This window comes from Streptomyces sp. NPDC088910, assembly GCF_044749865.1.
GTDB lineage: Bacteria > Actinomycetota > Actinomycetes > Streptomycetales > Streptomycetaceae > Actinacidiphila.
On sequence record NZ_JBIVIV010000020.1, the window covers coordinates 44,771 to 71,010 of the forward strand.

Genomic DNA, 26,240 nt, shown 5'->3' on the forward strand with positions numbered 1-26,240 from the left:
TGGCGAGCCGCCCCCGGCTACCTCGGGCTCTCCGGCGGCCGTTGGCGCGGCATGTTGGGGCGCGTGCTCGGGTGCGCCAGGCGCGGACCCGGCGACGGCTCCTGGCGGCTCGGCCACCAGGCGGCGGACTGGGTGCGCAGCGGAGCGCCGGAGGTGTGGCCGCCGAATTCGACGATCCAGTCGGACGTCTCCATCCGGACGAGGTCGGCCAGGTCGTCGCAGAAGCGGCGCAGGATGGCCAGACAGCGTTCCGCGGCCTCGGCGGCGGTGCCCTCGGTGGGGCCGAGGACCTCGCGGACGCTCTCGGAGGCCCAGTCGAAGCGCAGGGACTCCAGGCGGCGCTGGACGGCCTGGGCGGTGGCGACGTCCCGCATCCACCCCGAGGTCAGGCCGAAGAGGCGGTCGGTGCCGAGGCAGACACCCGCCAGGAGCAGCGCGAGATAGCCCCAGCTCGCGCTGGTGTCCGCGGTGCCGGTCAGCTCCACCAGCGGCAGGGCGGCGCCGGCGGTGCCGAAGAGCACGGCGCCCAGACGCAGGGCGCGGGCGCCGCGGCGCTTGCGGATACGGTCGTCGAGGTACCAGTCGGCGGTGCGCAGGGCGCCCGTCTCGGCCCAGCGGTACAGCTCCGCCAGGCGTTCCGCGGGCTCGCCCCAGTCGCCGAGCGGGAACGGCAGCGCCCGCAGGTCCTCGTGCTGATGGTGCAGCGCCCGCCGCTGAGGCTCGTCCCGAGGTGCTTCCTCGGGAAACATGTCCGGCTGGCTCACTGCACGCTCCCTCGTATGGCCCCAAGGGCCCCTCGTGGACCTCATATGCGGCTTTCGGCGCCGGATGTCCGGCCCGGTGGTGAAGCACTCTTCTTACCGCCGAACGGCTGAGCGCGGGGTAGCGATCTCCGGATATCCGCCCATACGGGCAGCGTGATCAGGTATAGGCCGATGAATACGGTCGCTCGAAAGAGTGAGGGCGGCCCGCCGCCCCGCGGCCCACTACCCTGGTGCGCGTGAAGGTCCTTGTCATCGGCGGCGGCGCCCGCGAACACGCCCTGTGCCGCTCCCTCTCGCTCGACCCCGACGTCACCTCGCTGCACTGCGCGCCCGGCAACGCCGGAATCGGCGAGGTCGCCGAGCTGCACCAGGTCGACGCCCTCGACGGCGCGGCCGTCGCAGAACTCGCCGTCTCCCTCGGCGCCGACTTCGTGATCGTGGGGCCCGAGGCCCCGCTGGTCGCCGGGGTCGCCGACGCGGTACGGGCCAGCGGCATCGACTGCTTCGGCCCGTCGGCGCGGGCCGCGGAGCTGGAGGGCTCCAAGGCGTTCGCCAAGGACGTGATGGCGGCGGCCGGGGTGCCGACCGCGCGCAGTTACGTCTGCACGACGGCCGACGAGGTCGACGTGGCGCTCGACGCCTTCGGCGCGCCCTATGTCGTCAAGGACGACGGGCTCGCGGCGGGCAAGGGCGTGGTCGTCACCGGCGACCTGGCCACCGCCCGCGCGCACGCGCTGAGCTGCGACCGGGTGGTCATCGAGGAGTTCCTCGACGGCCCCGAGGTGTCGCTGTTCGCGGTCACCGACGGCGAGACGGTCGTACCGCTCCAGCCCGCGCAGGACTTCAAGCGGGCGCTGGACGACGACGAGGGCCCCAACACCGGCGGTATGGGCGCCTATTCGCCGCTGCCGTGGGCCGACCCCAAGCTCGTCGACGAGGTCGAGCGGACCGTGCTCCAGCCGACCGTGGACGAACTGCGCCGCCGCGGCACGCCCTTCGCGGGCCTGCTCTACGCCGGTCTCGCCATCACCTCGCGCGGTGTGCGGGTCATCGAGTTCAACGCGCGCTTCGGCGACCCCGAGACGCAGGTCGTACTCGCCCGGCTCAAGACGCCGCTGGCCGGACTGCTGCGGGCCGCGGCCACCGGGCAGCTCGCCGCCTTCCCGCGGCTGCGCTGGAGCGACGGCGCGGCGGTGACCGTGGTCATCGCCTCGTACAACTACCCGGACACCCCGCGCACCGGCGACCCGATCTCCGGGCTCGCGGACGTCGCCGAGAAGGACGAGCACGCGTACGTCCTGCACGCGGGCACCCGGGAGGACGACGGGCGGATCGTCAGCGCGGGCGGCCGGGTGCTGTCGGTCACCGCGACCGGGTCCGACCTCGCCAAGGCCCGTGACCGGGCCTACCGCGCGGTCGACCGGATCGGTCTCGACGGTGGCCACCACCGTACGGACATCGCCGCGAAAGCGGCCGGTCTCTGACCAAAGCCACTCCAAGGAGTGATGACTCGGCCATAAGGCTGACTCCTTCCCGGCGCCGAACTAGGGTGCCCCGAAAGCGCACTGCGGGACATTGCGGCAATCAGCCGTACGGCCATTGCGATGTCCGTGGGCGGTGCGACAGTGGGGGGAGGCCGCCATCGGGGCGGTCACCACAGCGCAGGGGGTGAGTCGCCGATGGCCGGAGAAGCAGGTGAGGCGGTCGCGCGCTCCCGTGCCCTGGCGGTGCTCCGGGTCCGGGGCGCCGCGCTCGGCGCGGCCCTGCTGCCCGCCGCCGTCGCCGTCGTCCTGCACGCGGGCGGCGCGACCGGCCGGATCGGCTCGCGCTGGGACGGTGTGCGCTGGGGGATGACCGGTGGCGCGCTCGTGGTGCTGCTGGTCGCGGCGGCCGTCGCGGCGGTGATCGTACGGGCCAGGCCCGCGGTCAGTCCCGCGGTGCCGGTGGCCGAGACCGCCGCGCCCGACCTCTACCGGATGGTCCGCGACCTGGCGGAGCGGATGGAGGTGCCCGCGCCGTCGGCGATAGAGCTGACGCCGGACTGCGACAGCTGGCTGGAGGAGCGCAGGGCCGACCGGCCCGCGGGCCGCAAGGCCAGGAAGGCCGCCAGGGAAGAGGGCAGGCGGACCGCGCCCGTGCTGGTGATCGGCTCGCCCTTCATGTGGTGGATGCGGATCGCGGAGCTGCGCGCGCTGCTCGCGCCCGTGGTGGCGGGCACGGGACCCGCCGCCGATCCGGAGATAGCGGCCGCCCGCCGCTTCGTGCGCGGCCTCGACGCGGCGGCCGGAGTCGCCGCGCACGGCCGCGAGGGCACTGTGCTGCTGCGACCGGTGTTCGGCGTCCTCGGCTGGACGGTCCGGCTGCTGCTGAACGGCTGCCGTGTCCATGTCGCCGAGATGGAGCGGGGCGTCGCCGCCTCCGCCTCCGAGCGCGCGCAGGCCGTCGACTACGGGCTGCGGATCGTCGCCCAGGAACAGGTGGGCCTGGCCTACGCGGGCTGGGACCGGCTGCTCACCCGCGTCGCGCTGCCCGCCTGGCGGATGGGCCGCTGGCCGTCCCGGCTGGACGCCGGGGTGGTCGCCGCGCTCACCGAGCTGTCCCGGCGCGACCGGCTCGCCGACGGCTTCGAGACCCGGCTGGGCGAACGCCCGGCCTGCGATCTCCTGGAGGAGCCCGGCGCGATGGACGAGGCCGTCTCGCTGCTGGCCGCCCGGCTCTTCCACGCGGGCCCGCAGCGGCCCGGCCCCGACTGGGCGCCGGTGAGCTGGAACGGCTATCCGGACGAGGTCGTCGACCGCATCTGGCGCACCGAGGCCGCCCGGCTGATACGCGTCCTGGACGAGGTGCCGCCGCCGGAGCCCGGCATCGCCGCCGCGGCCGAGGAAGAGGACGAAGGACCGGCCGCGATCGGCGGCGGGCGCCGCAGCGGCCTGCTCCTCGGCGACCGGGCCATGACCGGGCCGACCGCCGCCGCCCGCACCTCGGCGGCGGAACGGGCCGCCGCCGCGCTCGCCGACGAGCCGGGCCGCGCCACCCTCACCCGCGTCATCGACCGGCTCTCACGCGGCGGCAGCGAGGAGCTGGCCGCCAGGATCGGCGCGCTCGCCGCCCGCGACGAGGCGGCTCGGCACGCCGCGACGGCCGAGAACGCCAAGGGCGGCGGCGGAAACGGCGGCGGAACCGGGGGCGGAACGGGCGGCGGTACGGAGGAAACCCCCGTGCCCGTCTCCCCGTTGCTGCCGCCCCGCACCGGCCGTGAGCTGCTGACCGACCACGTCACCGCCGTCGTCTGCTGCGCCGCCGTGGACACCGCGGGCGCCGACGCGGGCCTGGACTGGCTGGACGGCCCCACGCTGCTCGTCGGCGGCGCTCGCCGGGCCGATCTGACCTGGCCGGTGCTCCGCCTGGTCGAGAACGGCGACGCGGCACCGCTGCGCTCCTGGCTCAGGGCCGTCGGCGTCCGCCCCGACAAGCCGATCCGGCTGGTGTGATCAACCGACGTAATGCGCCGTCGTGATCGACGGGCGTGACCCGCCGTCGTGACCAACCGACGAGACGCGTCGTCGTGACCAACCGACGTGACGTGCCGTCATGATCAACCAATGTGACAAGCGCCACGTCGCCCCCGCGCGAGCGCCGTCCGGGGGCGGTGCGTTTCGGCCACGACCGCACACCGCCCGGCCCCGCCTCGCGCACCGCCGCGCGGCGCGCCACACGGCGCGGAACCCGCCCGGCTTCTGGCCCGTACCGCCCGCTCCCGACCGCTCGGAGCGCGCGGCGCGACCGCTTGACCTGGGTCATGTGACGTTCACCACACGCCGGTTGACCGAATCTGCTTCACTCGTCGCCCGATCCGTTCCGATAATTCACCACGAACGGTAACCGGTGCGGTGCTTTCTGTGATGTGCTGGGTATGTGCGCCGCACTATTGCACCGCATGGGTGAACCACGGGTGGAGCGGGGAACCGCGGGAGCCAGCGCGGCCGGGGATCGGTGAGGGAGGGGCTTCGATGAGTACGGACCAGATCCGACGGTGGGAGTCCGGAGCGCATGCCCACGGGGTCTCCGACCCCTTCGGCCAGGGCCCGCTGCCCTGGCTGCGCGGCGCCTCCCAGTACCTGGACGACGACGGCCAGGTCGTCCCCTGGTACGTCGACCTGGCCGTGAGCAGCGGCGACGCCGCGCACCGCCCGCGCTTCCCCGGACCGCGTACCGCCGACGACGTACGCCGTCAGATCAAGGGCTTCGCCTCCGCGGGATCCGTGGTGCCCGGCGAGGCCATCGACTTCCGGATCACCGTGGACCCGCCGCAGGAGTTCACGGTCGACGTCTACCGGATCGGCCACTACGGCGGCGACGGCGCCGCGAAGATGTCCGCGAGCCCCCGGCTGTCCGGCATCGTCCAGCCCGCGCCGCTGGCCGCCGGAAGGACGGTTTCCTGCCACCACTGGTGGCAGTCCTGGCGGTTGCAGATCCCCACGTACTGGAACACCGGCGCGTACGTGGCCGTCCTCACCACCGCCGACGGCTACCGCAGCCACGTCCCCTTCACCGTCCGTGCCACCCACGAGGCGGACCTGCTCCTGCTGATGCCCGACGTGACGTGGCAGGCGTACAACCTCTACCCCGAGGACGGCAGGACCGGCGCCAGCCTGTACCACGCGTGGGACGAGAAGGGGCAGCTCCTCGGCGAGGAACAGGCCGCCACCACCGTCTCCTTCGACCGCCCCTACGCGGGCGCCGGGCTCCCGCTGCACATCGGCCACGCCTACGACTTCGTACGCTTCGCCGAGCGCTACGGCTACGACCTCGCGTACGCCGACGCCCGCGACCTGCACGCGGGCCGTATCGACCCCACGCGCTACCGCGGCCTGGTCTTCCCCGGCCACGACGAGTACTGGTCCAAGCCGATGCGCCGGGCCGCCGAGACCGCGCGCGACGCGGGCACCTCGCTGGTCTTCCTGTCGGCCAACACCATGTACTGGCAGGTCGAGCTGGCCGCGTCCCCGGCCGGGGACGCGGACCGGCTGCTGAGCTGCCGCAAGCGCCGCGGCGACAACAAGGGCCGCACCGCGCTCTGGCGCGACCTCGGCGAGCCGGAACAGCTCGTGCTCGGCGTGCAGTACGCGGGCCGCGTCCCCCAGCCGTCGCCGCTCATCGTCCGCAACGCCGAGCACTGGCTGTGGGAGGCCACCGGCGCCACCGAGGGCGACGAGATCGACGGCCTGGTCGCGGGCGAGGCCGACCGCTACTACCCGCGCGCCCCGCTGCCCGAGAGCATCGAGCGCATCCTGCTGGCCCACTCGCCGTACGAGTCCACCGACGGCCGCCGCTGCCACCAGGAGACCTCGCTCTACCAGGCCCCCAGCGGCGCCTACGTCTTCGCCTCCGGCACCTTCGCCTGGTCCCCGGCGCTCGACCGCCCCAACCACGTCGACCCGCGCGTCCAGCGCGCCACCGCCAACCTCCTCGACCGCATCTGCAAGCACGACTGAGGGGTGGGTCCGCCGGTGGCCGGCGCGCCGGAGGCGGCGCGCCGGGTCCAAGCCGCCGGAGGCGAGCGGGCGGCGAAAGGAGGAGCCCCCGCGCGCTCCACCTGTCCCGATAAGCGAGAATCGGGAGCTGAACCGCCGAGTGGGGAGGACGACCCGTGTCCGGATTCGTCGAGAAACCCGAGCCTGTCCAGGTGCCGGGACTGGTACATCTGCACACCGGCAAGGTGCGCGATCTGTACCAGAACGCGGAGGGCGACCTGGTGATGGTCGCCAGCGACCGCACCTCCGTCTACGACTGGGTGCTGCCCACCGAGATCCCCGACAAGGGCCGGATTCTCACGCAGCTCTCGCTGTGGTGGTTCGACCTGCTCGCCGACATCGTGCCCAACCACGTGATCTCCACCGAGCTGCCCGAGGGCGCCCCCGCGCAGTGGGCGGGCCGCACCATGGTGTGCCGTTCGCTGCGCATGGTGCCGGTCGAGTGCGTCGCACGCGGCTATCTGACCGGCTCCGGCCTGGTCGAGTACAACCGGGACCGTACGGTGTGCGGCCTCGCGCTCCCCGAGGGCCTGGTGGACGGCTCCGAGCTGCCCGCGCCGATCTTCACCCCCGCCACCAAGGCCGAGGTCGGTGAGCACGACGAGAACGTGTCGTACGAGGAGGTCGCCCGCGAGGTCGGCGCCGAGACCGCGGCGCTGCTCCGGCAGACCACGCTGGCCGTCTACGGCAGGGCCCGCGACATCGCGCGCGAGCGGGGCATCATCCTGGCCGACACGAAGTTCGAGTTCGGTTACGACGAACAGGGCACGCTGGTCATCGCCGACGAGGTGCTGACCCCCGACTCGTCCCGCTTCTGGCCGGCCGACCTGTGGGAGCCGGGCCACGCGCAGCCGTCCTTCGACAAGCAGTTCGTCCGCGACCACCTCACCGACCCGGCGCTGGGCTGGGACCGCAACGGCGAGGAGCCGCCGCCCGGCCTGCCCGCCGAGGTCGTCGAGCAGTCCCGCGCCCGCTACGTGGAGGCGTACGAGCGCCTCACCGGCACCGCCTGGTCGTAGCACCCCGGCGCGGAAGCGGAGAGACGACGAAGGCCCCGGTCGTGGTGACCGGGGCCTTCGCGATGCTGGAGCGGACGACGAGATTCGAACTCGCGACCCTCACCTTGGCAAGGTGATGCTCTACCAACTGAGCCACGTCCGCAGGCCGTGCAGACACTGTACCCGATCGGACGCGGCCATTAGAAACCGATATATCCCGCCGCCCCGTGACGCGCCGAGCGGACGCCCGGCGACGCGCCGAGCGGACGCCCGGGTACGACGAAGGCCCCGGTCGTGGTGACCGGGGCCTTCGTGACGCTGGAGCGGACGACGAGATTCGAACTCGCGACCCTCACCTTGGCAAGGTGATGCTCTACCAACTGAGCCACGTCCGCATTGCTGCGGCCACTCTACCCGATCCATAGGACCGGCCGGAGCGACCAGAGCGGGCGACAGGAATTGCACACTGCCCCTCCCCCCTGGAAGGGGGGCGCTCTGCTACTGAGCTACACCCGCGTGACCTCCGCTGACCTGGCCTTTTCGGCCCTGCCCTCGGCGTGCTCCACACACTAGCGGAAGGGTGGGGGTGGCTGTCCAGTCGGCACCACCGCCCCCGCCCGTTCGCCCGGCGGTTGTCAGTGAGTTGTCGCGGAACCGTCAACTGGCCTTGTTGAACGCTTCGTAGACCTTCTTGGGGATGCGCCCGCGGGCCGGGACCTCGAAGCCGTTCGACTGCGCCCAGGCGCGGACGGTGGCCGGGGTCGGGGCGATCGGCGTGCGCTTGTAGGCGCGGCCCGAAAGGGTGCGGCGGCGGCCGGCCTCCACGTAAGGAGCCAGGTCATTGCGCAGCTTGTCCGCGTTCTGGGACGAGAGGTCGATCTCGTACCACTGACCGTCGACGCCGAATGCGATGGTTTCCGCCGCTTCTCCGCCGTCCAGGTCGTCGGCGAGGGTGACCAGTACGCGTTGCGCCATAGGGATGTGGTCCTTTCGTACGCCATCGGCCTTGCCGGGGCCCGGCGATCGCACGCGGCCCGTGTGTCGTGGCGGTCGCGAGCGGGAACGGTCGCGACCGGACGCCGGGCCCCGGTGTCACGGGTGGGCCGACAAGTCGAGTGTCGACAAGTTTTCATTTGTACGATGCCACGAAATGGGCACCGCGTGATACATCGTGACACCTGTTAATTCCCCCGGGTGCCGCTTCGTAATCGGGACCCTATGTTTCACCTACGGGTTTCCCCAAGCATTTCGGCGGCCGATACATAAACGTGATCAGTGATCTAGGGGTGCGCTAGGGGTCGCGTTCATATCTACTCGCGTAGATTTTCGCACCGGGTACGCTGAGAGAACCTCACGCACCACACCACCGGGAGTGCAAGTGGCACGCGTCGTAGTCGACGTCATGCTCAAGCCGGAGATCCTCGACCCCCAGGGCCAGGCGGTGCAGCGAGCACTGCCGCGCCTGGGCTTCGACGGGATCTCCGACGTCCGCCAGGGAAAGCGCTTTGAACTAGAGGTCGAGGGGCCGGTCGACGACGCCGCCCTCGCCCGCATTCGCGAGATGGCGGAAACCTTTCTCGCGAACACCGTGATCGAGGACTTCGCCGTAAAGGTGGAGTCGTGACTGCGCGCGTTGGCGTCGTCACATTCCCCGGCACGCTCGACGACCGTGACACACAGCGCGCCGTCCGGGTCGCGGGCGCCGAAGCCGTACCGCTGTGGCACCGTGACAAGGATCTCCAGCAGGTCGACGCGGTGGTTCTGCCGGGCGGCTTCTCGTACGGCGACTATCTGCGGGCCGGCGCGATCTCGCGTTTCTCGCCGGTGATGGAAACGATCATCGAACAGGCGAAGGCCGGAATGCCGGTTCTCGGCATCTGCAATGGGTTCCAGGTGCTCACCGAGTCGCATCTGCTGCCAGGCGCGATGCTGCGCAACAACCACCTCCACTTCGTCTGCCGCGACCAGAAGCTGCGGGTCGAGACCAGCGCCACCGCCTGGACGTCGCAGTACGCGGACGGCCAGGAGATCTCCATCCCGCTGAAGAACATCGACGGCCGCTACACCGCCGCCGAGCGGGTGCTGGACGAACTGGAAGCCGAGGGCCGGGTGGTCTTCCGCTATCTGGACGGCAATCCGAACGGGTCGCTCCGTGACATCGCGGGCATCAGCAATGCCGCGGGCAATGTCGTCGGCCTCATGCCGCACCCCGAGCACGCCGTCGAGCCGCTGATCGGCACCGGCCGCACCGACGGCCTCGGATTCTTCACCTCGGTCCTGAAGAAGTTGGTCTCCGCATGACCCTCGATACCGTCAAGCACGCCGCCGAGACGCCCGAGGCCGGGCAGCCGTGGAAGGAACTCGGCCTCAAGGAGGACGAGTACGCCCGGATCCGCGAGATCCTGGGCCGCCGCCCGACCGGCGCGGAACTGGCGATGTACTCGGTCATGTGGTCGGAGCACTGCTCGTACAAGTCGAGCAAGGTGCACCTGAAGCAGTTCGGCGAGAAGGCCCCGCAGACCGACGCGCTGCTCGTCGGCATCGGTGAGAACGCGGGCGTCGTGGACGTCGGCCAGGGCTACGCCGTCACCTTCAAGATCGAGTCGCACAACCACCCGTCGTACATCGAGCCCTACCAGGGCGCGGCCACCGGCGTCGGCGGCATCGTCCGCGACATCCTCGCGATGGGCGCGCGGCCGGTCGCCGTGATGGACCCGCTGCGGTTCGGCGCGGCCGACCACCCCGACACCCGGCGCGTCCTGCCCGGCATCGTCTCGGGCGTCGGCGGCTACGGAAACTGCCTCGGCCTGCCCAACATCGGCGGCGAGGTCGTCTTCGACCCCTGCTACCAGGGCAATCCGCTGGTCAACGCGCTGTGCGTGGGCGTCATGAAGCACGAGGACATCCACCTCGCGCAGGCGTCGGGCCCCGGCAACAAGGTGATCCTGTACGGCGCCAGGACCGGCGGCGACGGCATCGGCGGCGTCTCGGTGCTGGCCAGCGAGACCTTCGACTCGACCGGCCCGTCCCGCCGCCCCGCCGTCCAGGTCGGCGACCCCTTCCAGGAGAAGCTGCTCATCGAGTGCACCCTGGAGATCTTCCGCGAGCAACTGGTCGCGGGCATCCAGGACCTCGGCGGCGCGGGCCTGTCCTGCGCCACCAGCGAGCTGGCCTCGGCCGGCTCCGGCGGCATGCGCGTCGAACTGGACACCGTGCCGCTGCGCGACGCGACGCTCTCGCCCGAGGAAATCCTCATGAGCGAGTCGCAGGAGCGCATGTGCGCGATCGTCGAGCCCGACAAGGTCGAGCGCTTCCTGGCGATCTGCGAGAAGTGGGACGTCATCGCCACCGTCATCGGTGAGGTGACCGAGGGCTCGCAACTGGAGATCTTCTGGCACGGCGAGCAGATCGTGGACGTGCCGCCGCGCTCGGTCGCGCACGACGGGCCGACGTACCACCGCCCGTACGCCCGGCCGGACTGGCAGGACGCGCTCCAGGCCGACGACGCGGGGAAGCTGCCGCGGCCCGGCACCTCCGCCGAACTGCGCGAGCAGGTGCTCAAGCTGGTCGGCTCGCCGAACCAGGCGTCCAAGGCGTGGGTCACCGACCAGTACGACCGCTTCGTGCAGGGCAACACGGTGCTGGCGCAGCCCGAGGACTCCGGCATGATCCGGATCGACGAGGAGACCGACCTCGGCGTGGCCATCGCCACCGACGGCAACGGCCGCTTCGCGAAGCTCGACCCGTACACGGGCGCGCAGTTGGCGCTCGCGGAGGCGTACCGCAATGTCGCCGCCTCCGGGGCCAAGCCGCTGGCCATCTCGGACTGCCTGAACTTCGGCTCGCCCGAGGACCCGGCCGTGATGTGGCAGTTCGCCGAGGCCACCCGCGGTCTCGCCGACGGCTGCCTCCAGCTCGGCACCCCGGTGACCGGCGGCAATGTGTCGCTGTACAACCAGACCGGCGACGTGGCGATCCACCCGACCCCGGTGGTCGCGGTGCTCGGCGTGATCGACGACGTCAACCGGCGTACGCCGATGGCCTTCAAGGACGAGGGCCACCTGATCTACCTGCTCGGTGACACCCGCGAGGAGTTCGGCGGCTCGGCCTGGTCGCAGGTCGTCCACGACCACCTCGGCGGTCTGCCGCCCGCCGTCGACCTGGACCGCGAGCGGCTGCTCGGCGAGATCCTGATCTCCGCGTCGCGCGACGGCATGATCGACGCCGCCCACGACCTCAGCGACGGCGGTCTCGTCCAGGCGGTCACCGAGTCCTGCCTGCGCGGCGGGCACGGCGCGCGGCTGGTCGTCCCGGACGGTCTGGACGCCTTCACGTTCCTGTTCTCCGAGTCCGCGGGCCGCGCCGTCGTCGCGGTGCCGCGCTCCGAGGAACTGCGCTTCACCGACATGTGCGGGGCGCGGGGGCTTCCGGCGGCGCGGATCGGCGTCATCGACGGCGACGAGATCGACGTGCAGGGGGAGTTCAGCATTCCGCTGGGCGAACTGCGCGCCGCGCACGAGGGGACGATTCCGGCGCTGCTCGCCTGAGCGTTCCGCTGATGTGACGGAAAAGTCCACCGGGTGCCCCGGCCGCGATGACGCGGCCGGGGCATCTGTGCGGTGTGGCGTGGACCGGCGATGGTCTTAGCGGTGTGACGAACGGCTTGACGTTTTACGGGAATCGGGCGTCGTGGCAATTGCCGGAGGCGTCATAAGACGGCATGTGCCGGATCCACCCGTATGGCGGTGCTCGGGGCTGTGCGCCGTCACCCATGATCGTTTCGCGCGCTCGCACGTTGGCGCACGAAACGAGGGGAATGTGCAGTGATCACACGTAAGAACATCGCCGTGCTGCTGTCCGCCGCCGTGATGACGGCGGGTCTCGCCATGACCGGCGGGGCCTCGGCCACGGCCGCCGCCGCCGCTCCGGCGAAGGAGAAGGTCAGGCCGGCCGCCGAGTGCGGTGTCCGCTCCGACGGCCGTCTGTACTGCGGCAACAAGGTCGGGGCCAGGGGCTTCGCGGACCGCTCCTACCGCTCGGCGACCCGCGGCACCCTGACCACCGGCTTCAACTGGTTCGTCTGCTGGGGCCACGGCGACCCGCACGCGGGCCAGAACGACATCTGGTACTGGACGCAGCTCGACAACGGCGCCTGGGGCAACGTCCCGGCCGTCGACCTCTACACCGGCCAGGACCCGGCGCCCGGCCTGCGGGAGTGCTGAGAGCGTTCGCCACTCGGGGATGACCGCCTCCCGGTGCCGCGGGCACAGAGGTGCCGGGAGGCCAGGGTGCCGGGGGGCCGGGGTGCCGGGGGGGCCGGTGAGAATGGACCGTGACCTCAGAGCAGACCGAGACCCCCGACCCGCGCACCGGCCCGCCGACCACGGGCGGTGAGCGCGAGACGCTGCGCGGCTTCCTCGACTACCACCGCGAGACCCTCGCCATGAAGTGCGACGGCCTCACCGACGACGAACTGCGCCGCTGTTCCATGCCGCCGTCCACCCTCAGCCTGCTCGGGCTCGTCCGGCACATGGCCGAGGTCGAACGCGCCTGGTTCCGCCGGATCATCGACGGCGAGGACATCCCTCTCGTCTGGTCCGCCACCGGCGACTTCCAGGAGGCGTACGACGCCTCCGGCTCCACCCGCGACGAAGCCTTCTCCGCCTGGCACGCCGAGGTCGCCCACTCCCGCCGCATCGAGGGCGCCGCCCCCACCCTCGACCTCGTCGTCCACAACTCCCGCCACGACGAGGACGTTTCGCTCCGCCTGGTCATGCAGCACGTCATCCTCGAATACGCCCGTCACAACGGCCACGCCGATCTGCTACGCGAGGCCATCGACGGCACCGTCGGCGCCTGACGGCGCCGTTCCGCGTGGGCGCGCTCACCCACCGCGCTCCCGCAGGTCACCGGCCTCCCCGGGCGGGGCAGTTCGGTTGTTCCCGGACCACCGGCCGGTGGTCGGTTGCTCGCGCAGTTCCTCGCGCCCCTAAAATGCCCCGCCTTGCGCAAGGCCAGCGACCCTCGTCCTCATCCGCGAGGGCCCGCGCCCGTGACGGGGCGGACCGATTTTCGTCCGGGCGGTGAGCCGATCTTTTTAGGGGCGCGGGGCTGTGTTTGATGTGCGGCTGCCGCCGCGTGGGCGCGCTCACCCGCGACGCTCCCGCAGGTCACCGACCGCCCCCGGCGGGGCAGTTCGGTTGTTCCCGGACCACCGACCGGTGGTGGGTTGCTCGCGCAGTTCCTCCCCCAGCCTTCGGCCGGGAGGTGCCCCCAGCGCCCCTGACGGGGCGGACTGTCTTTCGTCCGGGCGGTGAGCCGATTTTTTAAGGGGCGCGGGGAACTGCGCGACCAGCCACGGGGTTGGTGCGCCTTTGAGAACCGGCCCCAGTGGGGCAGATGCGGTTGTTTTCGGGCTGGCAGCCCGGCGGGGGTGGGTCGCGGCCCCTGGCGGGGCACGTCGTGGGTGAGGGCGGCGGAGTTCACGGGGCCGCCCGCCACGCCCCCCGGTGGTGCCGCCGCTTTCGGTGCGGCGGCACGGGAGTTGGGGCTACCGTCGAAGAGTGACCGGTGTGGAGATTGCGATCGGGTACGTGTGCGCGTGGCTGGTGGCCAAGGCGCGGCGGGTGGCGGGGCGGGCGGACGCGGAGGTGGACCGGGGTCTGGACGCCGGAATGGACCGGCTGCACACGCTGGTCTCCGGAGCGCTGGGGGAGGACCCGGCGCTGGAACGGGCGGCACGGGAGGCGGACGCCGGGGAGGTGTCCGCCAGGACGCGCCGTCGTCTGACCGACGCGCTGGACGAAGCGGTCGAGCAGGACGGGGAGTTGGCGGAGGCGCTGCGCCGCGTCGTTGACGAGGTACGGGCGTTGACGCCCGCCACGGCCTCGGCGGAAGGCGACGGCGTCGCCATCGGGGGAAACGTCGAGATCCGCGCGGACGGCGGCTCGGCCGCCGCCGTACGGATGGGTGACGTGACGATCGGAAACCCCCCGGCGCCGGACCCTCAGGTGCCGGGTCCGCCACAGGGCTGAGCGCACCCGGCGCTCCACCCGACGAGCCCACGAGGACGCCAACGGCCGTCACGATAAAGGCCGTTGACGGTTCCGTCGCGGCCCACACCGTCCACGGCGGACTCCACCAGCACCACCACGCGCCCCCGCGCCCGCCCGCCGCCTGGCCCGTACAGATCGGCGTCGTCCCGCGCGAGGCGGACTGCTTCCAGGACCGCGCGGCCGTCGGCGCCCTGGACGCGGCGCTCACCGACGCCGGTACGGCCGTGGTCGGCCAGGTCCTCACCGGCATGGGCGGCGTGGGCAAGACCCAACTCGCCGCGCGGCACGCCCGGGACGCGTGGCGGTCCGGCCGCCTCGACCTGCTGGTGTGGGTCACGGCGACCAGCCGCCAGGCGGTGGTGGACGGCCTCGCGGAGGCCGCGCAGACGCTGCTCGGGGCGGACCGCGAGGACCCCGAGCGCGCCGCCCGCGCCTTCCTGGCGTGGCTTGAGCCCAAACCCGCCCCGCAAGCGCCGCGTTGGCTCGTCGTCCTGGACGACGTCACCGATCCCGCCGACCTCACCGGCCTGTGGCCGCCCGACAGCCCCACCGGCCGTACGGTCGTCACCACCCGCAGCCGCGACGCCGCCCTCACCGGCCGGGGCCGTAGACAGGTCACCGTCGGCGTCTTCACCGAAGAGGAGAGCGAGGGCTATCTGACCACCGCCCTCGCCGCCCACGACCGCGAGCCGCTGCGCGAACTCATGGCGCTGGGAAGCGCATTGGGCTGGCTGCCGCTCGCCATGTCCCAGGCCACGGCGTACGTCGTGGACGCCGGAATCACCTGTGCGACCTACCGCGCCCGCCTCGCCGACCTGCGCCCCACCGCCCTGCCCGACGACCAGACCACCGGCGTCGCCGCCGCCTGGACCCTGTCGCTCGACCGCGCCGACCACCACGCCCCGGTCGGCCTCGCCCGCCCCATGCTCCAACTCGCCTCGATGCTCGACCCCAACGGCATCCCCGAGGCCGTCCTCACCGGCGCCCCGGCGCTCAACTGGCTCGCCCAAGAAGCCCCTTCCCAGGACACGGTCTCCTCCGACGACGCCGTCCGCGCCCTCCGCGTCCTCCACCGCCTCAGCCTCCTCGACCACAGCCCCCGTACCCCGCACCGCGCCGTCCGCGTCCACCGCCTCGTCCAGCGCGCGGTGCGCGACACCTTGACCGAGGCGGAACAGGACGCGCTGGCGCGGGTGGCCGCCGACGGGTTGGTGGAAGCCTGGCCCGAGGTCGAGCGGGACACCGAACTGGCGCAGTCGCTGCGGGCGAACACGGCCGCCGTGATCGGGGTCGCGGAGAAGGCGCTGTACGAGCCCGCGTCGCACGTCGTGCTGCACCGCTACGGCAGGTCGCTGGGAATGGCGGGCCAAGTCTCCGATGCCATCGCCTACTACGCGAACGTCGTACGCGTGTCGCACACGCTTTTGGGCCCCGCCCAGCGGCACACCTCGTTCCACCGTGCCGTCCTCGCCAACTGGTACGAACGGGCGGGAGACGGTACGGCCGCCGCCGCGCTCGGGAAGTGGCTGGAGAGCCCGCATCTGAAGGTGAGCCCCGACGATCCACTCACGTTCGCCGTCCGCAGCGACCTCGCTCACCAGGAAGGCGGCACAGGCGATCCGTCCTCAGCCGTCGCGACGTACGTCGAACTCCTGGCGGACGCCACGCGGGTGCTCGGCCCCGATCATCCGCACACCTTCCTCCTCCGTGCCAGGCATGCCAACTGGCTCGGCGTGGACAGGAGCGCCGCCGCCGCTGTCACCGCTCTCACGTCGGTGCTGGACGACATGGCCAAGGTGCTCGACCCCGAGCATCGCGACCTCCTTCTCGTACGCGAGCGGCTGGCCCACTGGCAAGCGAAGTCCGCCACTGACCGGACGCGTTGAAGCACCCGCTCCCGCGGCCTCCTCGAACACGAGGTGCCCCCGCCGGTCGGCAACGCGCTCAACCACAACCTCATCACCGACCTTCTGCTCACCACCACGATCACCAAGGCCGACCTGGACCTCCTGGGCGACAGACGACGGCGAATAATGACGCCCGCTCGGTGAAGCGGCGTGGTCAGCCCGCCAGTTCGCCGAGGAGCCTCCAGGTGCGCAGGCGGTCCGCCTCGCCCGCGATGTCGGTGCCCGAGAACACCACCTCGGTCGCGCCGGCGTCCCGGTAGCGCCGTACCTCGGCCGCGACCGTCTCCTCGTCGCCGATGACCGCGACGTCGGAGGCGCGCCGGCCGCCGGAGAGTTCGATGGCGCGCGCGTAGGAGGGGATCTGCTCGTAGAAGGCCAGTTGCTCGGTGGCCTTCGCCCGGACCGCGTCGACGTCGTCCGTCACCACGCCGGACACCAGGGCCACGATCCGGGGCGCGGGGCGGCCCGCCGCCCGCGCCGCCGCGGTGACGGCCGGGACGATGTGCTCGCTCAGGGCGCGCGGCCCGGCCAGGTAGGGCAGGATGCCGTCGGCGAGTTCCCCGCTGACGCGCAGGGCCTGCGGCCCCATCGCGGCGACCAGCAGCGGAACACCGCCCTCGGCGCCCGGCACGCGCGCGGGGACCGGGGTGGCGGCGGTGAGCAGTTCGCCGTGGAAGTCGGCGGCGCCGGTCTGCGTCAACTGCCGCAGGGCGGTGAGGAATTCGCGCAGGCGGGCCACGGGCCGCTCGAAGGGGATGCCGAATCCGGCCTCGGTCAGCAGCTTGGTGCCGAGCGCGAGCCCGAGGTGGTAGCGGCCGTGCGTGGCCGCCTGGGCGGTCTGGGCCTGGCTGGAGACCAGCAGCGGGTGCCGCCCGAAGACCGGGATCGCGGAGGTGCCGACGTGGAGGCCGGGCACCTCCCGTCCGACGATCGCGGCGAGCTGCGGCGAGTCGGCGCCGAAGGTCTGCCCGAACCAGGCCGAGCGCAGGCCGTGGGCCGCGGCCTCACGGGCGAGTTCTACGGTGGCGTCGACCTGGTTCGCCGCCTCGGACGCGTGGAGTGTCACTCCTACAGTCATGGTGGTGAGAACCCCGCGCTCCTGACCAGGTATTCCGCCGAGCGTGACGGCGGCGTGTCAGGTGTGTGAACCGGGGGCGGAAGGACACCGGGCCGGGTCGCGGTCGGCCGGCGTCCGGCCCCGCCGGCCCGCCCGCGGCGCGCGTCCGCACCGGCCGACCGGCTCACTTGTGGCGAACCGGTGCCGGGCGCGCGCCCGGCTGTGAAACGATCCGGTGAGACCGTGTTCTGGTGGGCGCGGGAACGGACGCCGGGGGGTGGCGGTAGTGCGGTTGAGTATTGCGGCGGTGGACGAGGACGGGGCCGCTGAGCTGCGGGAGCTGTCCGAGTGGCTGCGCACCGACGAGGACGGTCCCGACGAGGTCCGGCTGGCGACGCGGACCGGCGGTAAGGCCGGGGAGATGGGCCCCGTCGAGGTCATCGACCTCGTGCTCACGCACGCCGTGGCCCTCGCCAACCTCGCCGTGGTGTACGCCGGTTGGTGGAAGTCGCGGGCGCCGCGCCCGCCGGGATCGGGCTTCACCTTCACCCGTGAATCCGACGGGCTGACCGTGACCGTGTCGGGGCAGGACGGTTCCGAAGAGGCCGTACGCCGCCTGCTGGCCGTCCTCGCGGAGCCGCAGCAGCCGCCCGCGGGGCCGCCCGAGGTGGAGTAGGGCCGTGGAACTCGCCGACCCGCTCCGCTCGTACGCCGTCCTCATCGGCTCCTCGACCTTCGCCGACCCGGGCCTCGACGACCTGCCGGCCGTCGCGAACAACCTCGCCCGCTTAGGGGAGTTGCTCGAAGACCCCACCGTCTGGGGTCTGCCGCCCGACCGCTGCGTACGGGTCCCGGAACCCGCGTCGCCGGGCGAGGTGCTGGACGCGGTCCACGACGCGGCCCGCAGGACCGAGGACACGCTGCTCGTGTACTACGCGGGCCACGGCCTCAGCGACGCCGACGGCCTGCTGCTGACGCTGCCGTCCACCGACCCCCAACGCCCCTACACCTCGGTCGGTTTCGACTCCGTGCGCCGCGAAGTCCTCACCGCCCGACGGGACGCGAACCGCATCGTGATCCTCGACTGCTGCTACAGCGGCGGCGCGCTCGTCGGCGGCATGAGCGGCGGCGGCGCGGCGAACGCACCGGTCGAGATGGCCGAGCAGACCCGTATCGCCGGGTCGTACCTCCTCACCGCGAGCGCCGCCACCCGCAAGGCGCTCGCCCCGCCCGGCGAGACCTACACCGCCTTCACCGGCGAGCTGATCCGCCTCCTCGACCAGGGCCTGCCCGGCGGCGACTCCCTGATCGAGGTCACCAGCGTCTACGAGCGGCTGCGCGGCGAACTCCTCGCCAAGGGACGGCCGTTGCCGCAGCAGCGGCTGAGCAACACCGGCCGCACGCTGGCCATCGCCCGCAACCGGTACGGGGCGGCGCACGCGGCGCCGCCGCCGTCCGAGACGCTGCCGGGCCCGAAGCCCGCCCCGCCCGCCCTCACGATCCCGGACGACCTGAAGGAGGCGCTGCGAGGAAAGCCCCGCGCCCTCGCGAGGGAGTACGTGCGGTGGGGGCAGACCGAAGGCGGACGCGCGCACGCCCGGGAACTGCTGCGCCTCGCGGGCGCGTTGCGGCCCCCGCAGGAGGTCGCGGCGCTCGTCGCCCTTCTGAACGGGGACAGTTGGGGCATCCCCTTCCAGGAAGTCGCCGCGCGCGGCCCGCAGGCGGTCGTGGAGTGCCTGGAGGCGCTGTACGCGGTGGACGGCGCGGAAGAGGCCCCGCACGGGCTGATCGAGGTGGTGACCACCCAGATCCCCGAAATCGTCGTGGGCACGGTGCGGGCGCTGCGCGCCGCCGGATACCCGGCCGAGGCGGACCGGCTGCTGTCCAGGACGGTCGCGGAGAACGCGTACACCGAGTACGTCCTCGGCCTGCTCGGCGCCCTGTGGTCCGCGGAGTTGGACGCCGACGCCGACCGCGTCCTGGCCGAGGCCACCACCGAGTCGGACGAGGAGGCCGTACGGTTCGCGGACGCGCTGCTGACGATGGGCCGTCGGCAGAAGGCGTTCGAGCTGTACGTGCGGGCCGCCGCGGTCGTCGTCCGAAGGTCGCCGGGCGACCTCATCCGCGTCCTGAAGGCGTTGGACGAGGAGCGGGAGGAGGAGCGGGAGGAGGAGCGGACCGGGGGCCGGCCGCCCGAGGCGGCGGACGCGCGGATCGTCCTGCTCCAGGGATTCGCGACCACCCTGCTCGACACCGCCGTCGCGGAGGCCGAAACACCCGCCGGGCTGGCCGAGTTGTGCGAGGCGCTGTGGAGCGCGGGCATGGAGGGCCGCGCGCTGATCGCGCTCGCGGCAGCCGCCGAGTCGTACGACGCCCCTGCCGTCGTGGAGCTGGCCGACGCCCTCCGTGAGAGCGGCCACGCGGACGGCGTACGCCACCTGATGCGCGCCGCCGCTTTCACGCATCCCGTCGAGACGACCCCCTACTTCGTGGAGGCGCTGCGCGACATGGGCTGGCCGGTGGACGCCAACCGGCTGCTCGCCACCGCCCTGACCCGCTCGCCCGAGGAGATCGCGGCGCTGCTCGCGTCGTTCGGGCCGGGCCGGGAGCGGGACCGCGCCCAACTGGTCACGGCCGTCAACAGCCGCCCGGTCGCCGACCGGCTCCGGCTCCTCAGCGGTCTGCTGGCAGCGCCGGGCGACTACGAGGACTTCCTCGCCTCGGTCGCGCTCCTGCCGGACGAGGACTTCCTGGAGGTCCTGGAGGCGCTGCGCGCCGCCGACGACCCGACCGCCCTGGTCACGCTGTTCCGCTTCCAGATCCGCGCCGACCCGATGGGAGCCGCGAGGCGGCTGCTCTTCCTCATCGACAACGCGGAGGCGTTCGGCGTCGAGAGGGCCGTGCTGGCCGCGCTCGCCGCCAAGGAGCGGGACGGCGACAGCGAGCTGTCGGTCGCCGAGGTGAGCCGTCTGGTCGGTCCGACCGTCGCCCTCGAAGCGCGCGTCTACGCCACCGCCGCGCTGTGGGCCGCCGGATACGGCGAGCAGGTCCGCACCGCCCTGTCCCGCCAGCACTACGTGGCGACAGGCACCTACCTGGTGAGGTGGCTCGTCGCCCTGCACGACCACTCCCTGCCGGAGTGCGTCAACGCGGTCATCGCCAGCCGCTCCCTCACCGAGAGCAGCCCGCCCATCCTGGCCGACCTCGTCGCCGGTCTCGCCGAGGCGGACATGAAGGACGCCGCCACCTTCGCCCTCAAGCGGTACGCCTTCGCTCTCGGCCCCCAACAGGTCAGCGCCCTCGCCCGCCGTCTCGCCCTCATGCCCGCCCTCCCGGCCCCGTCCCGCCGATGACCGTCGCTGTCAGTGGGCCCGTATAACCTCGGGCGCATGCCCGTTGAACGGCGCCGACGCGCGCGGACGTATGAGCCCGACCGGACATGGGGGGCGCTCACCGCGCAGGCGGGGCATCTCCGGTCGGCCGTGAGCGCCCTGACGGGGGAGCGGCTCCAGCGGGAGAGCGGGCTGCCCGGCTGGGACGTACGGACGCTCGTCGCGCATGTCGTACGGCAGACCGTGGTGCTGCCGCGTTACGTGGCCGAAGCCGTGCCCGCCGGGAAAGGGCAGCTGACCGACCTGGACACCTGGGCCGTCTCGACGGCCGGGATCGCCGACCGGCTGGACGCCACGACCAAGGAGGCCGCCGCGGCCATGGGGGACCCGGCCGAGGCGATGGCGGCGGCGGCCGAGGAACTGGCCGGGTGCAGGGAGCGGGCGCTGCGGACGGATCTGGTGGTGCCGGACGTGTTCGGCGGTATGCGGGCGCTGGACTTCACCGTGACGCGGCTCGTGGAGCTGGTGGTGCACAGCGACGACCTGGCGCGGGCGACCGGCGTGGACGTGCCGCTGGACCGACACGCCGTCGCGGCCGTCGTCCGGCTGCTCGCGGACGCGCTCGCCGCCAAGGCGCCGGGCAATTCCGTGGAGGTCCGCGTCCCGCCGTACGCGGCGGTGCAGTGCGTCGAGGGCCCGCGGCACACCCGGGGCACGCCGCCGAATGTCGTGGAGACCGATCCGCTGACCTGGATCCGGCTGGCGACCGGCCGTACGACCTGGGCGCGGGAAGTGGACGCCGCGACCGTGAGCGCCAGCGGCGAGCGCGCCGACCTGGACGCGTACCTCCCCGTCCTGGGCTGACCTCCCCACCGGACGACGAACCGGCCCCCGGGACCGGTGGCACCCGGAGCCGACCCGGCCCCCGGACCTGGCGGCGCCCGGAGCTGCCCCGCCCGGACCGGTGGCACCCGAACGGCGGGGCCCACGTCACATGCCCTTGCCCCGCAAGGCACTACGCGCATAGAACCTGGAGATGCAAGGGTCGCCCGTTCGGACGATGGGCAATCCTGCCCTAGACTCGTGAACGTGCCTCGTGGTGATGGACGACTCAGCCACGACCTGCTCCCCGGTGAGAAGGGCCCCCAGGACGCCTGCGGCGTTTTCGGTGTCTGGGCCCCCGGTGAAGAGGTCGCCAAACTCACCTATTTCGGGCTGTATGCCCTGCAGCACCGCGGACAGGAGTCCGCGGGCATCGCAGTGAGCAACGGCTCCCAGATTCTGGTCTTCAAGGACATGGGCCTGGTCTCCCAGGTCTTCGACGAGACCTCCCTCGGCTCGCTGACCGGCCACATCGCCGTCGGCCACGCCCGCTACTCGACCACCGGCGCCTCCGTGTGGGAGAACGCGCAGCCCACCTTCCGCGCCACCGCCCAGGGCTCCATCGCCCTCGGGCACAACGGCAATCTGGTCAACACGGCCGAGCTGGCCGAACTGGTCGCCTCCCTCCCGCAGGGCCCGGGGCGGGCCACCAAGGTCGCCGCCACCAACGACACCGACCTGGTCACCGCGCTGCTCGCGGGCCAGGTCGACGACGAGGGCAACCCGCTCTCCGTCGAGCAGGCCGCCACGAAGGTGCTGCCGCAGGTCAAGGGCGCCTTCAGCCTCGTCTTCATGGACGAGCACACCCTGTACGCGGCCCGCGACCTCCAGGGCATCCGCCCGCTGGTCCTCGGCCGGCTGGAGCGCGGCTGGGTCGTCGCCTCCGAGACCGCCGCCCTCGACATCTGCGGCGCCAGCTTCGTCCGGGAGATCGAGCCCGGCGAGCTGATCGCCATCGACGAGAACGGCCTGCGCACCTCCCGCTTCGCCGAGGCCGCCCCCAAGGGCTGCGTCTTCGAGTACGTCTACCTCGCCCGCCCCGACACCGACATCGCCGGGCGCAACGTCTACCTCTCCCGCGTCGAGATGGGCCGCCGTCTCGCCAAGGAGGCCCCGGTCGACGCCGACCTGGTGATACCGACTCCGGAGTCCGGCACCCCGGCCGCCGTCGGGTACGCCGAGGCCAGCGGTATCCCGTACGGCTCCGGGCTGGTCAAGAACAGCTACGTCGGCCGTACGTTCATCCAGCCGTCGCAGACCATCAGGCAGCTCGGCATCCGGCTCAAGCTCAATCCGCTCAAGGAAGTCATCCGCGGCAAGCGCCTGGTGGTCGTGGACGACTCGATCGTCCGCGGCAACACCCAGCGCGCCCTGGTCCGGATGCTCCGCGAGGCGGGCGCCGCCGAGGTGCACGTACGGATCTCGTCGCCGCCCGTGAAGTGGCCCTGCTTCTTCGGCATCGACTTCGCCACCCGCGCCGAACTGATCGCCAACGGCATGACCGTGGACGAGATCGGCACCTCGCTGGGCGCGGACTCGCTCGCGTACATCTCCATCGACGCCATGGTCGAGGCGACCACCATCCCCAAGGACAACCTCTGCCGCGCCTGCTTCGACGGCGTGTACCCGATGGACCTGCCCGACCCGGAGCTGCTGGGCAAGCAGTTGCTGGAGACCGAACTGGCCGGTGGCGCGGACGCCGCGGACGCGCTCCGCCGCCCGTAGGCTCCGCGGCAGCCACGCAGCCCTCCGCACGAACGACACGAAGGTTCCCCAGCTATGTCTGAGTCAACCGGCGCCGCCTCCACCGGCGCTGACTTCTCCGGTGCCAGCTACGCCTCCGCGGGCGTCGACATCGAGGCCGGCGACCGTGCCGTCCACCTGATGAAGGAGTGGGTCCGCAAGGCCACCCGCCCCGAGGTGGTCGGCGGGCTCGGCGGCTTCGCCGGACTCTTCGACGCCTCCGCGCTCAAGCGGTACGAGCGCCCGCTGCTCGCCTCCGCGACCGACGGCGTCGGCACCAAGGTGGACATCGCCCGCCGTATGGGCGTCTACGACACGATCGGCCACGACCTGGTCGGCATGGTCGTGGACGACCTCGTGGTGTGCGGCGCGGAACCGCTGTTCATGACCGACTACATCTGCGTCGGCAAGGTCTACCCCGAGCGGGTCGCGGCCATCGTCAAGGGCATCGCCGAGGGCTGTGTGCTCGCGGGCTGCGCGCTGGTCGGCGGCGAGACCGCCGAGCACCCGGGGCTGCTGGCCGCGGACGACTTCGACGTGGCGGGCGCGGGCACCGGAGTGGTCGAGGCCGACCAGGTGCTGGGCGCGGACCTGATCCGGCCCGGTGACGCGGTCGTCGCCATCGAGTCGTCGGGGCTGCACTCCAACGGCTACAGCCTGGTCCGGCACGTGCTGTTCGACCGGGCGGGCTGGTCGCTGGACCGGCAGGTGCCGGAGTTCGGCCGCACGCTCGGCGAGGAGCTGCTGGAGCCGACGAAGATCTACTCGCTGGACTGCCTGGCGCTGACCCGTACCACCGAGGTGCACGCCTTCTCGCACATCACCGGCGGCGGGCTCGCCAACAACCTGGCGCGGGTCGTCCCCGACCACCTGCGGGCCACCGTCGACCGCTCCACCTGGGAGCCCGCGCCGGTCTTCGGACTGGTCGGGGAGCTGGGCGGGGTCGAGCGCCTGGAGCTGGAGAAGACGCTGAACATGGGCGTCGGCATGATCGCCGTCCTGCCGCAGGAGTCCGTGGACGTCGCCCTCGCGACCCTCGCCGACCGGGGCGTCGGGGCCTGGGTGAGCGGCGAGATCACGGCACGCGAAAGCGGCACGGCGGCCGTCGAACTGACCGGCGACTACGCGCGGTAGAGCGGTGCGGTCCTCAGCGCCGACGAGCCGACGACGAAACCCGGTCCGGGGCGGGACCCCAGACCGGGCCGACGTGACATGCGGTGATGTGCGTCTACGTGACAGGTGTCAAGCGTGACGGCGCTGGGGGGATGACTCGGACTCGTCGTCCTCGTCCCCGTCGTTGTTGTAGCGATCCGCGTACTGTGCGTACGGGTCGTCATCCTCGTCGTCATCGTCCTCGACAGGCTCCGGATTGACCGGAAGCGGTGACGATGCGCCCAGCTCGTCGGCCAGACGTGAGAGATCCGTGCCGCCGCTGTTGTACTTCAGCTGGCGGGCGACCTTCGTCTGCTTGGCCTTGGCCCGGCCGCGCCCCATGGCTCGACCCCCTTAACGGCGGGGCTCAGCGGCCCCGAGTCTTGACACGCGTTCATGATTCGGAGCGGCCTCCCCGGAGAGAGACCGGTCCGTAGGCCCACAACGGTACCTGCTTCCGACGCCGCACGGTACGTCGCCCGCACGACACGCGTCGGAACAGGGGTCGTTCACGGCCCTGTTCTGCCTGGTCAGGGCCGATTTTACCTTCTTCTAGCGCGAACTTGCTATCGGGCCGTGCTGTCGGTCACGCGGACCCCTCCGGACGCAGCCATTCCGAAGCCGGTGTACGGTCCGCGATCCGCTGTTCCGCGAGCCTGTCCGCGGCCACGGCCGGGGGGACGCCGTCGGTCCTGGCCCGGTCGAAAATGGCCAGAGTCGTGTCGTAGATCTTCGTGGCCTTGGTCTTCGCGCGGTCAAAATCAAAACCGTGCAGTTCGTCCGCGACCTGGATCACGCCACCGGCGTTCACCACGTAGTCCGGCGCGTAGAGGATGCCGCGGTCGGCGAGGTCCTTCTCGACGCCGGGGTGGGCGAGCTGGTTGTTGGCCGCGCCGCAGACCACCGTGGCGGTCAGCGCGGCGACCGTCGCGTCGTCCAGGGCGCCGCCGAGCGCGCAGGGCGCGTACACGTCGAGCGGGGTGCGCACCAGCACCTGCGCGTCGCTCACCGAGGTGACCCGCGGGTGACGGGCGACGATCCGGTCGACGGCGTCCGCGCGGACATCGGTGATCACGACCTCGGCGCCGTCCTCCAGCAGGTGCTCCACCAGGTGGTGGCCGACCTTGCCGACGCCGGCCACGCCGACCCGGCGGCCGCGCAGGGTCGGCTCGCCCCACTGGGTCTTCGCGGCGGCGCGCATGCCCTGGAAGACACCGAAGGCGGTGAGCACGGAGGAGTCGCCGGCGCCGCCGTTCTCCGGCGAGCGGCCGGTCGTCCAGCGGTTCTCGCGGGCCACGACGTCCATGTCCGCGACATACGTGCCGACGTCGCACGCGGTGACGTACCGGCCGCCGAGCGAGGCCACGAACCGGCCGTAGGCGAGCAGCAGTTCCTCGGTCTTGAGCGTGTCGGGGTCGCCGATGACGACGGCCTTGCCGCCGCCGTGGTCGAGCCCGGCGAGCGCGTTCTTGTACGACATGCCGCGGGAGAGGTTGAGCGCGTCCTCGACGGCCTCCTCGTCGGAGGCGTAGGCGTGGAAGCGGGTGCCGCCGAGGGCCGGGCCCAGGGCGGTCGAGTGGAGCGCGATGACGGCCTTGAGGCCGGTTGCGCGGTCCTGGCACAGGACGACCTGCTCGTGCCCGCCCTGTTCCGATCGGAACAGTTTGGCGAGGACGGTCGACGCGGTGGAGCCGGTCGACTCGACTGACGAGGAGCGGTCGGTCTGTCGTACGTCGGTCACGGTGGTGACTCCCATAGTCCAGTTTTTCCGGGCGAACCCGGTTGGCCTTGCTGGCCTCCGGCTCCCCGTGCGGGT

General features: G+C 72.3%; 22 protein-coding genes and 3 tRNA genes. 17 read left to right on the plus strand and 8 right to left on the minus strand.

The features are described 5' to 3' along the window. Window positions 1-17 precede the first annotated feature (17 nt). Window positions 18-764 (minus strand): SLATT domain-containing protein, encoded by a 747-nt coding sequence (locus ACIP4Z_RS33755; protein WP_401314285.1) that lies wholly within the window; start codon window positions 762-764, stop codon window positions 18-20. Window positions 765-1,000: 236 nt separating this feature from the next. Between ACIP4Z_RS33755 and purD the strand changes: the two genes are divergently transcribed. The 4 genes from purD to ACIP4Z_RS33775 all read left to right on the plus strand — a co-directional run bounded on the left by purD (window position 1,001) and on the right by ACIP4Z_RS33775 (window position 7,317). Beyond that, window positions 1,001-2,248 carry a phosphoribosylamine--glycine ligase gene (gene purD, locus ACIP4Z_RS33760; RefSeq protein ID WP_355336130.1) on the plus strand — a complete coding sequence of 416 codons (1,248 nt, stop codon included), beginning with the start codon at window positions 1,001-1,003 and terminating at the stop codon, window positions 2,246-2,248. Between the two features lie 195 nt (window positions 2,249-2,443). Further along, window positions 2,444-4,255 carry a hypothetical protein gene (locus ACIP4Z_RS33765; protein ID WP_401314287.1) on the plus strand — a complete coding sequence of 604 codons (1,812 nt, stop codon included), beginning with the start codon at window positions 2,444-2,446 and terminating at the stop codon, window positions 4,253-4,255. A gap of 519 nt (window positions 4,256-4,774) precedes the next feature. Then, window positions 4,775-6,259, plus strand: a complete 1,485-nt coding sequence (locus tag ACIP4Z_RS33770; protein WP_355336134.1) for a N,N-dimethylformamidase beta subunit family domain-containing protein — start codon at window positions 4,775-4,777, stop codon at window positions 6,257-6,259. Window positions 6,260-6,414: 155 nt separating this feature from the next. Beyond that, the gene (locus ACIP4Z_RS33775) at window positions 6,415-7,317 is read left to right on the plus strand and encodes a phosphoribosylaminoimidazolesuccinocarboxamide synthase (protein ID WP_401314290.1); all 903 of its coding nucleotides are present in this window, start codon (window positions 6,415-6,417) and stop codon (window positions 7,315-7,317) included. 66 nt (window positions 7,318-7,383) lie between these two features. Here the strand turns inward: ACIP4Z_RS33775 and ACIP4Z_RS33780 are convergent. From ACIP4Z_RS33780 to ACIP4Z_RS33795, 4 genes are all read right to left on the minus strand, one after another. Next, window positions 7,384-7,459, minus strand: a tRNA-Gly gene (locus ACIP4Z_RS33780). 156 nt (window positions 7,460-7,615) lie between these two features. After that, window positions 7,616-7,691: transfer RNA gene (locus tag ACIP4Z_RS33785), tRNA-Gly, on the minus strand. A 49-nt stretch (window positions 7,692-7,740) separates the two neighbouring features. Beyond that, window positions 7,741-7,812, minus strand: a tRNA-Gly gene (locus ACIP4Z_RS33790). Between the two features lie 141 nt (window positions 7,813-7,953). Continuing rightward, window positions 7,954-8,271: an Lsr2 family protein gene (locus ACIP4Z_RS33795; RefSeq protein ID WP_188284161.1), complete on the minus strand. Its 318-nt coding sequence runs from the start codon at window positions 8,269-8,271 to the stop codon at window positions 7,954-7,956. 403 nt (window positions 8,272-8,674) lie between these two features. On the opposite strand from ACIP4Z_RS33795, the gene purS reads away from it, so the two are divergent. From purS to ACIP4Z_RS33835, 8 genes are all read left to right on the plus strand, one after another. Further along, window positions 8,675-8,920: a phosphoribosylformylglycinamidine synthase subunit PurS gene (gene purS / locus ACIP4Z_RS33800; protein ID WP_093716007.1), complete on the plus strand. Its 246-nt coding sequence runs from the start codon at window positions 8,675-8,677 to the stop codon at window positions 8,918-8,920. Continuing rightward, a complete protein-coding gene (gene purQ, locus ACIP4Z_RS33805; RefSeq protein ID WP_355336137.1) occupies window positions 8,917-9,597 on the plus strand; it encodes a phosphoribosylformylglycinamidine synthase subunit PurQ in 681 nt (226 codons plus the stop codon). The genes purS and purQ overlap by 4 nt, the downstream gene beginning before the upstream one ends. Next, window positions 9,594-11,843: a phosphoribosylformylglycinamidine synthase subunit PurL gene (gene purL / locus ACIP4Z_RS33810; RefSeq protein WP_391130439.1), complete on the plus strand. Its 2,250-nt coding sequence runs from the start codon at window positions 9,594-9,596 to the stop codon at window positions 11,841-11,843. The genes purQ and purL overlap by 4 nt, the downstream gene beginning before the upstream one ends. 276 nt (window positions 11,844-12,119) lie before the next feature. Continuing rightward, on the plus strand, window positions 12,120-12,518 hold the full coding sequence (locus tag ACIP4Z_RS33815) for a hypothetical protein (protein ID WP_391159372.1): 399 nt from the start codon (window positions 12,120-12,122) through the stop codon (window positions 12,516-12,518). A gap of 110 nt (window positions 12,519-12,628) precedes the next feature. Next, on the plus strand, window positions 12,629-13,156 hold the full coding sequence (locus ACIP4Z_RS33820) for a DUF664 domain-containing protein (protein WP_391130444.1): 528 nt from the start codon (window positions 12,629-12,631) through the stop codon (window positions 13,154-13,156). A gap of 712 nt (window positions 13,157-13,868) precedes the next feature. Beyond that, window positions 13,869-14,330 (plus strand): hypothetical protein, encoded by a 462-nt coding sequence (locus ACIP4Z_RS33825; protein ID WP_355336145.1) that lies wholly within the window; start codon window positions 13,869-13,871, stop codon window positions 14,328-14,330. 245 nt (window positions 14,331-14,575) lie between these two features. Further along, on the plus strand, window positions 14,576-16,237 hold the full coding sequence (locus tag ACIP4Z_RS33830) for an NB-ARC domain-containing protein (protein WP_401314294.1): 1,662 nt from the start codon (window positions 14,576-14,578) through the stop codon (window positions 16,235-16,237). Between the two features lie 33 nt (window positions 16,238-16,270). Further along, window positions 16,271-16,402 carry a hypothetical protein gene (locus tag ACIP4Z_RS33835; protein WP_401314296.1) on the plus strand — a complete coding sequence of 44 codons (132 nt, stop codon included), beginning with the start codon at window positions 16,271-16,273 and terminating at the stop codon, window positions 16,400-16,402. Between the two features lie 10 nt (window positions 16,403-16,412). Here ACIP4Z_RS33835 and ACIP4Z_RS33840 read toward each other — a convergent pair whose 3' ends face one another. Next, window positions 16,413-17,369 carry a TIGR03564 family F420-dependent LLM class oxidoreductase gene (locus tag ACIP4Z_RS33840; protein ID WP_401314307.1) on the minus strand — a complete coding sequence of 319 codons (957 nt, stop codon included), beginning with the start codon at window positions 17,367-17,369 and terminating at the stop codon, window positions 16,413-16,415. A 253-nt stretch (window positions 17,370-17,622) separates the two neighbouring features. Here ACIP4Z_RS33840 and ACIP4Z_RS33845 point away from each other — a divergent pair, with 253 nt between their 5' ends. The 5 genes from ACIP4Z_RS33845 (at window position 17,623) to purM (ending at window position 24,406) form a co-directional block, all read left to right on the plus strand. Next, on the plus strand, window positions 17,623-17,991 hold the full coding sequence (locus ACIP4Z_RS33845) for a hypothetical protein (RefSeq protein ID WP_355336154.1): 369 nt from the start codon (window positions 17,623-17,625) through the stop codon (window positions 17,989-17,991). A gap of 4 nt (window positions 17,992-17,995) precedes the next feature. After that, complete coding sequence (locus tag ACIP4Z_RS33850; RefSeq protein WP_391159387.1) at window positions 17,996-20,668, plus strand: caspase family protein; 2,673 nt, start codon at window positions 17,996-17,998, stop codon at window positions 20,666-20,668. A 36-nt stretch (window positions 20,669-20,704) separates the two neighbouring features. Next, window positions 20,705-21,511 (plus strand): sterol carrier family protein, encoded by an 807-nt coding sequence (locus ACIP4Z_RS33855; protein WP_391159390.1) that lies wholly within the window; start codon window positions 20,705-20,707, stop codon window positions 21,509-21,511. Window positions 21,512-21,736: 225 nt separating this feature from the next. Continuing rightward, window positions 21,737-23,254: an amidophosphoribosyltransferase gene (gene purF / locus ACIP4Z_RS33860; RefSeq protein ID WP_355336160.1), complete on the plus strand. Its 1,518-nt coding sequence runs from the start codon at window positions 21,737-21,739 to the stop codon at window positions 23,252-23,254. Window positions 23,255-23,308: 54 nt separating this feature from the next. Beyond that, window positions 23,309-24,406, plus strand: a complete 1,098-nt coding sequence (gene purM, locus ACIP4Z_RS33865; protein ID WP_355336161.1) for a phosphoribosylformylglycinamidine cyclo-ligase — start codon at window positions 23,309-23,311, stop codon at window positions 24,404-24,406. 108 nt (window positions 24,407-24,514) lie between these two features. On the opposite strand, the gene ACIP4Z_RS33870 is transcribed toward purM, so the two are convergent. Further along, entirely contained in the window at window positions 24,515-24,766 is a 252-nt protein-coding gene (locus ACIP4Z_RS33870; RefSeq protein ID WP_355336163.1) for a DUF3073 domain-containing protein, read from the minus strand. A gap of 244 nt (window positions 24,767-25,010) precedes the next feature. Beyond that, a complete protein-coding gene (locus tag ACIP4Z_RS33875) occupies window positions 25,011-26,180 on the minus strand; it encodes a Glu/Leu/Phe/Val dehydrogenase dimerization domain-containing protein (protein WP_355336165.1) in 1,170 nt (389 codons plus the stop codon). Between the last annotated feature and the right edge of the window lie 60 nt (window positions 26,181-26,240).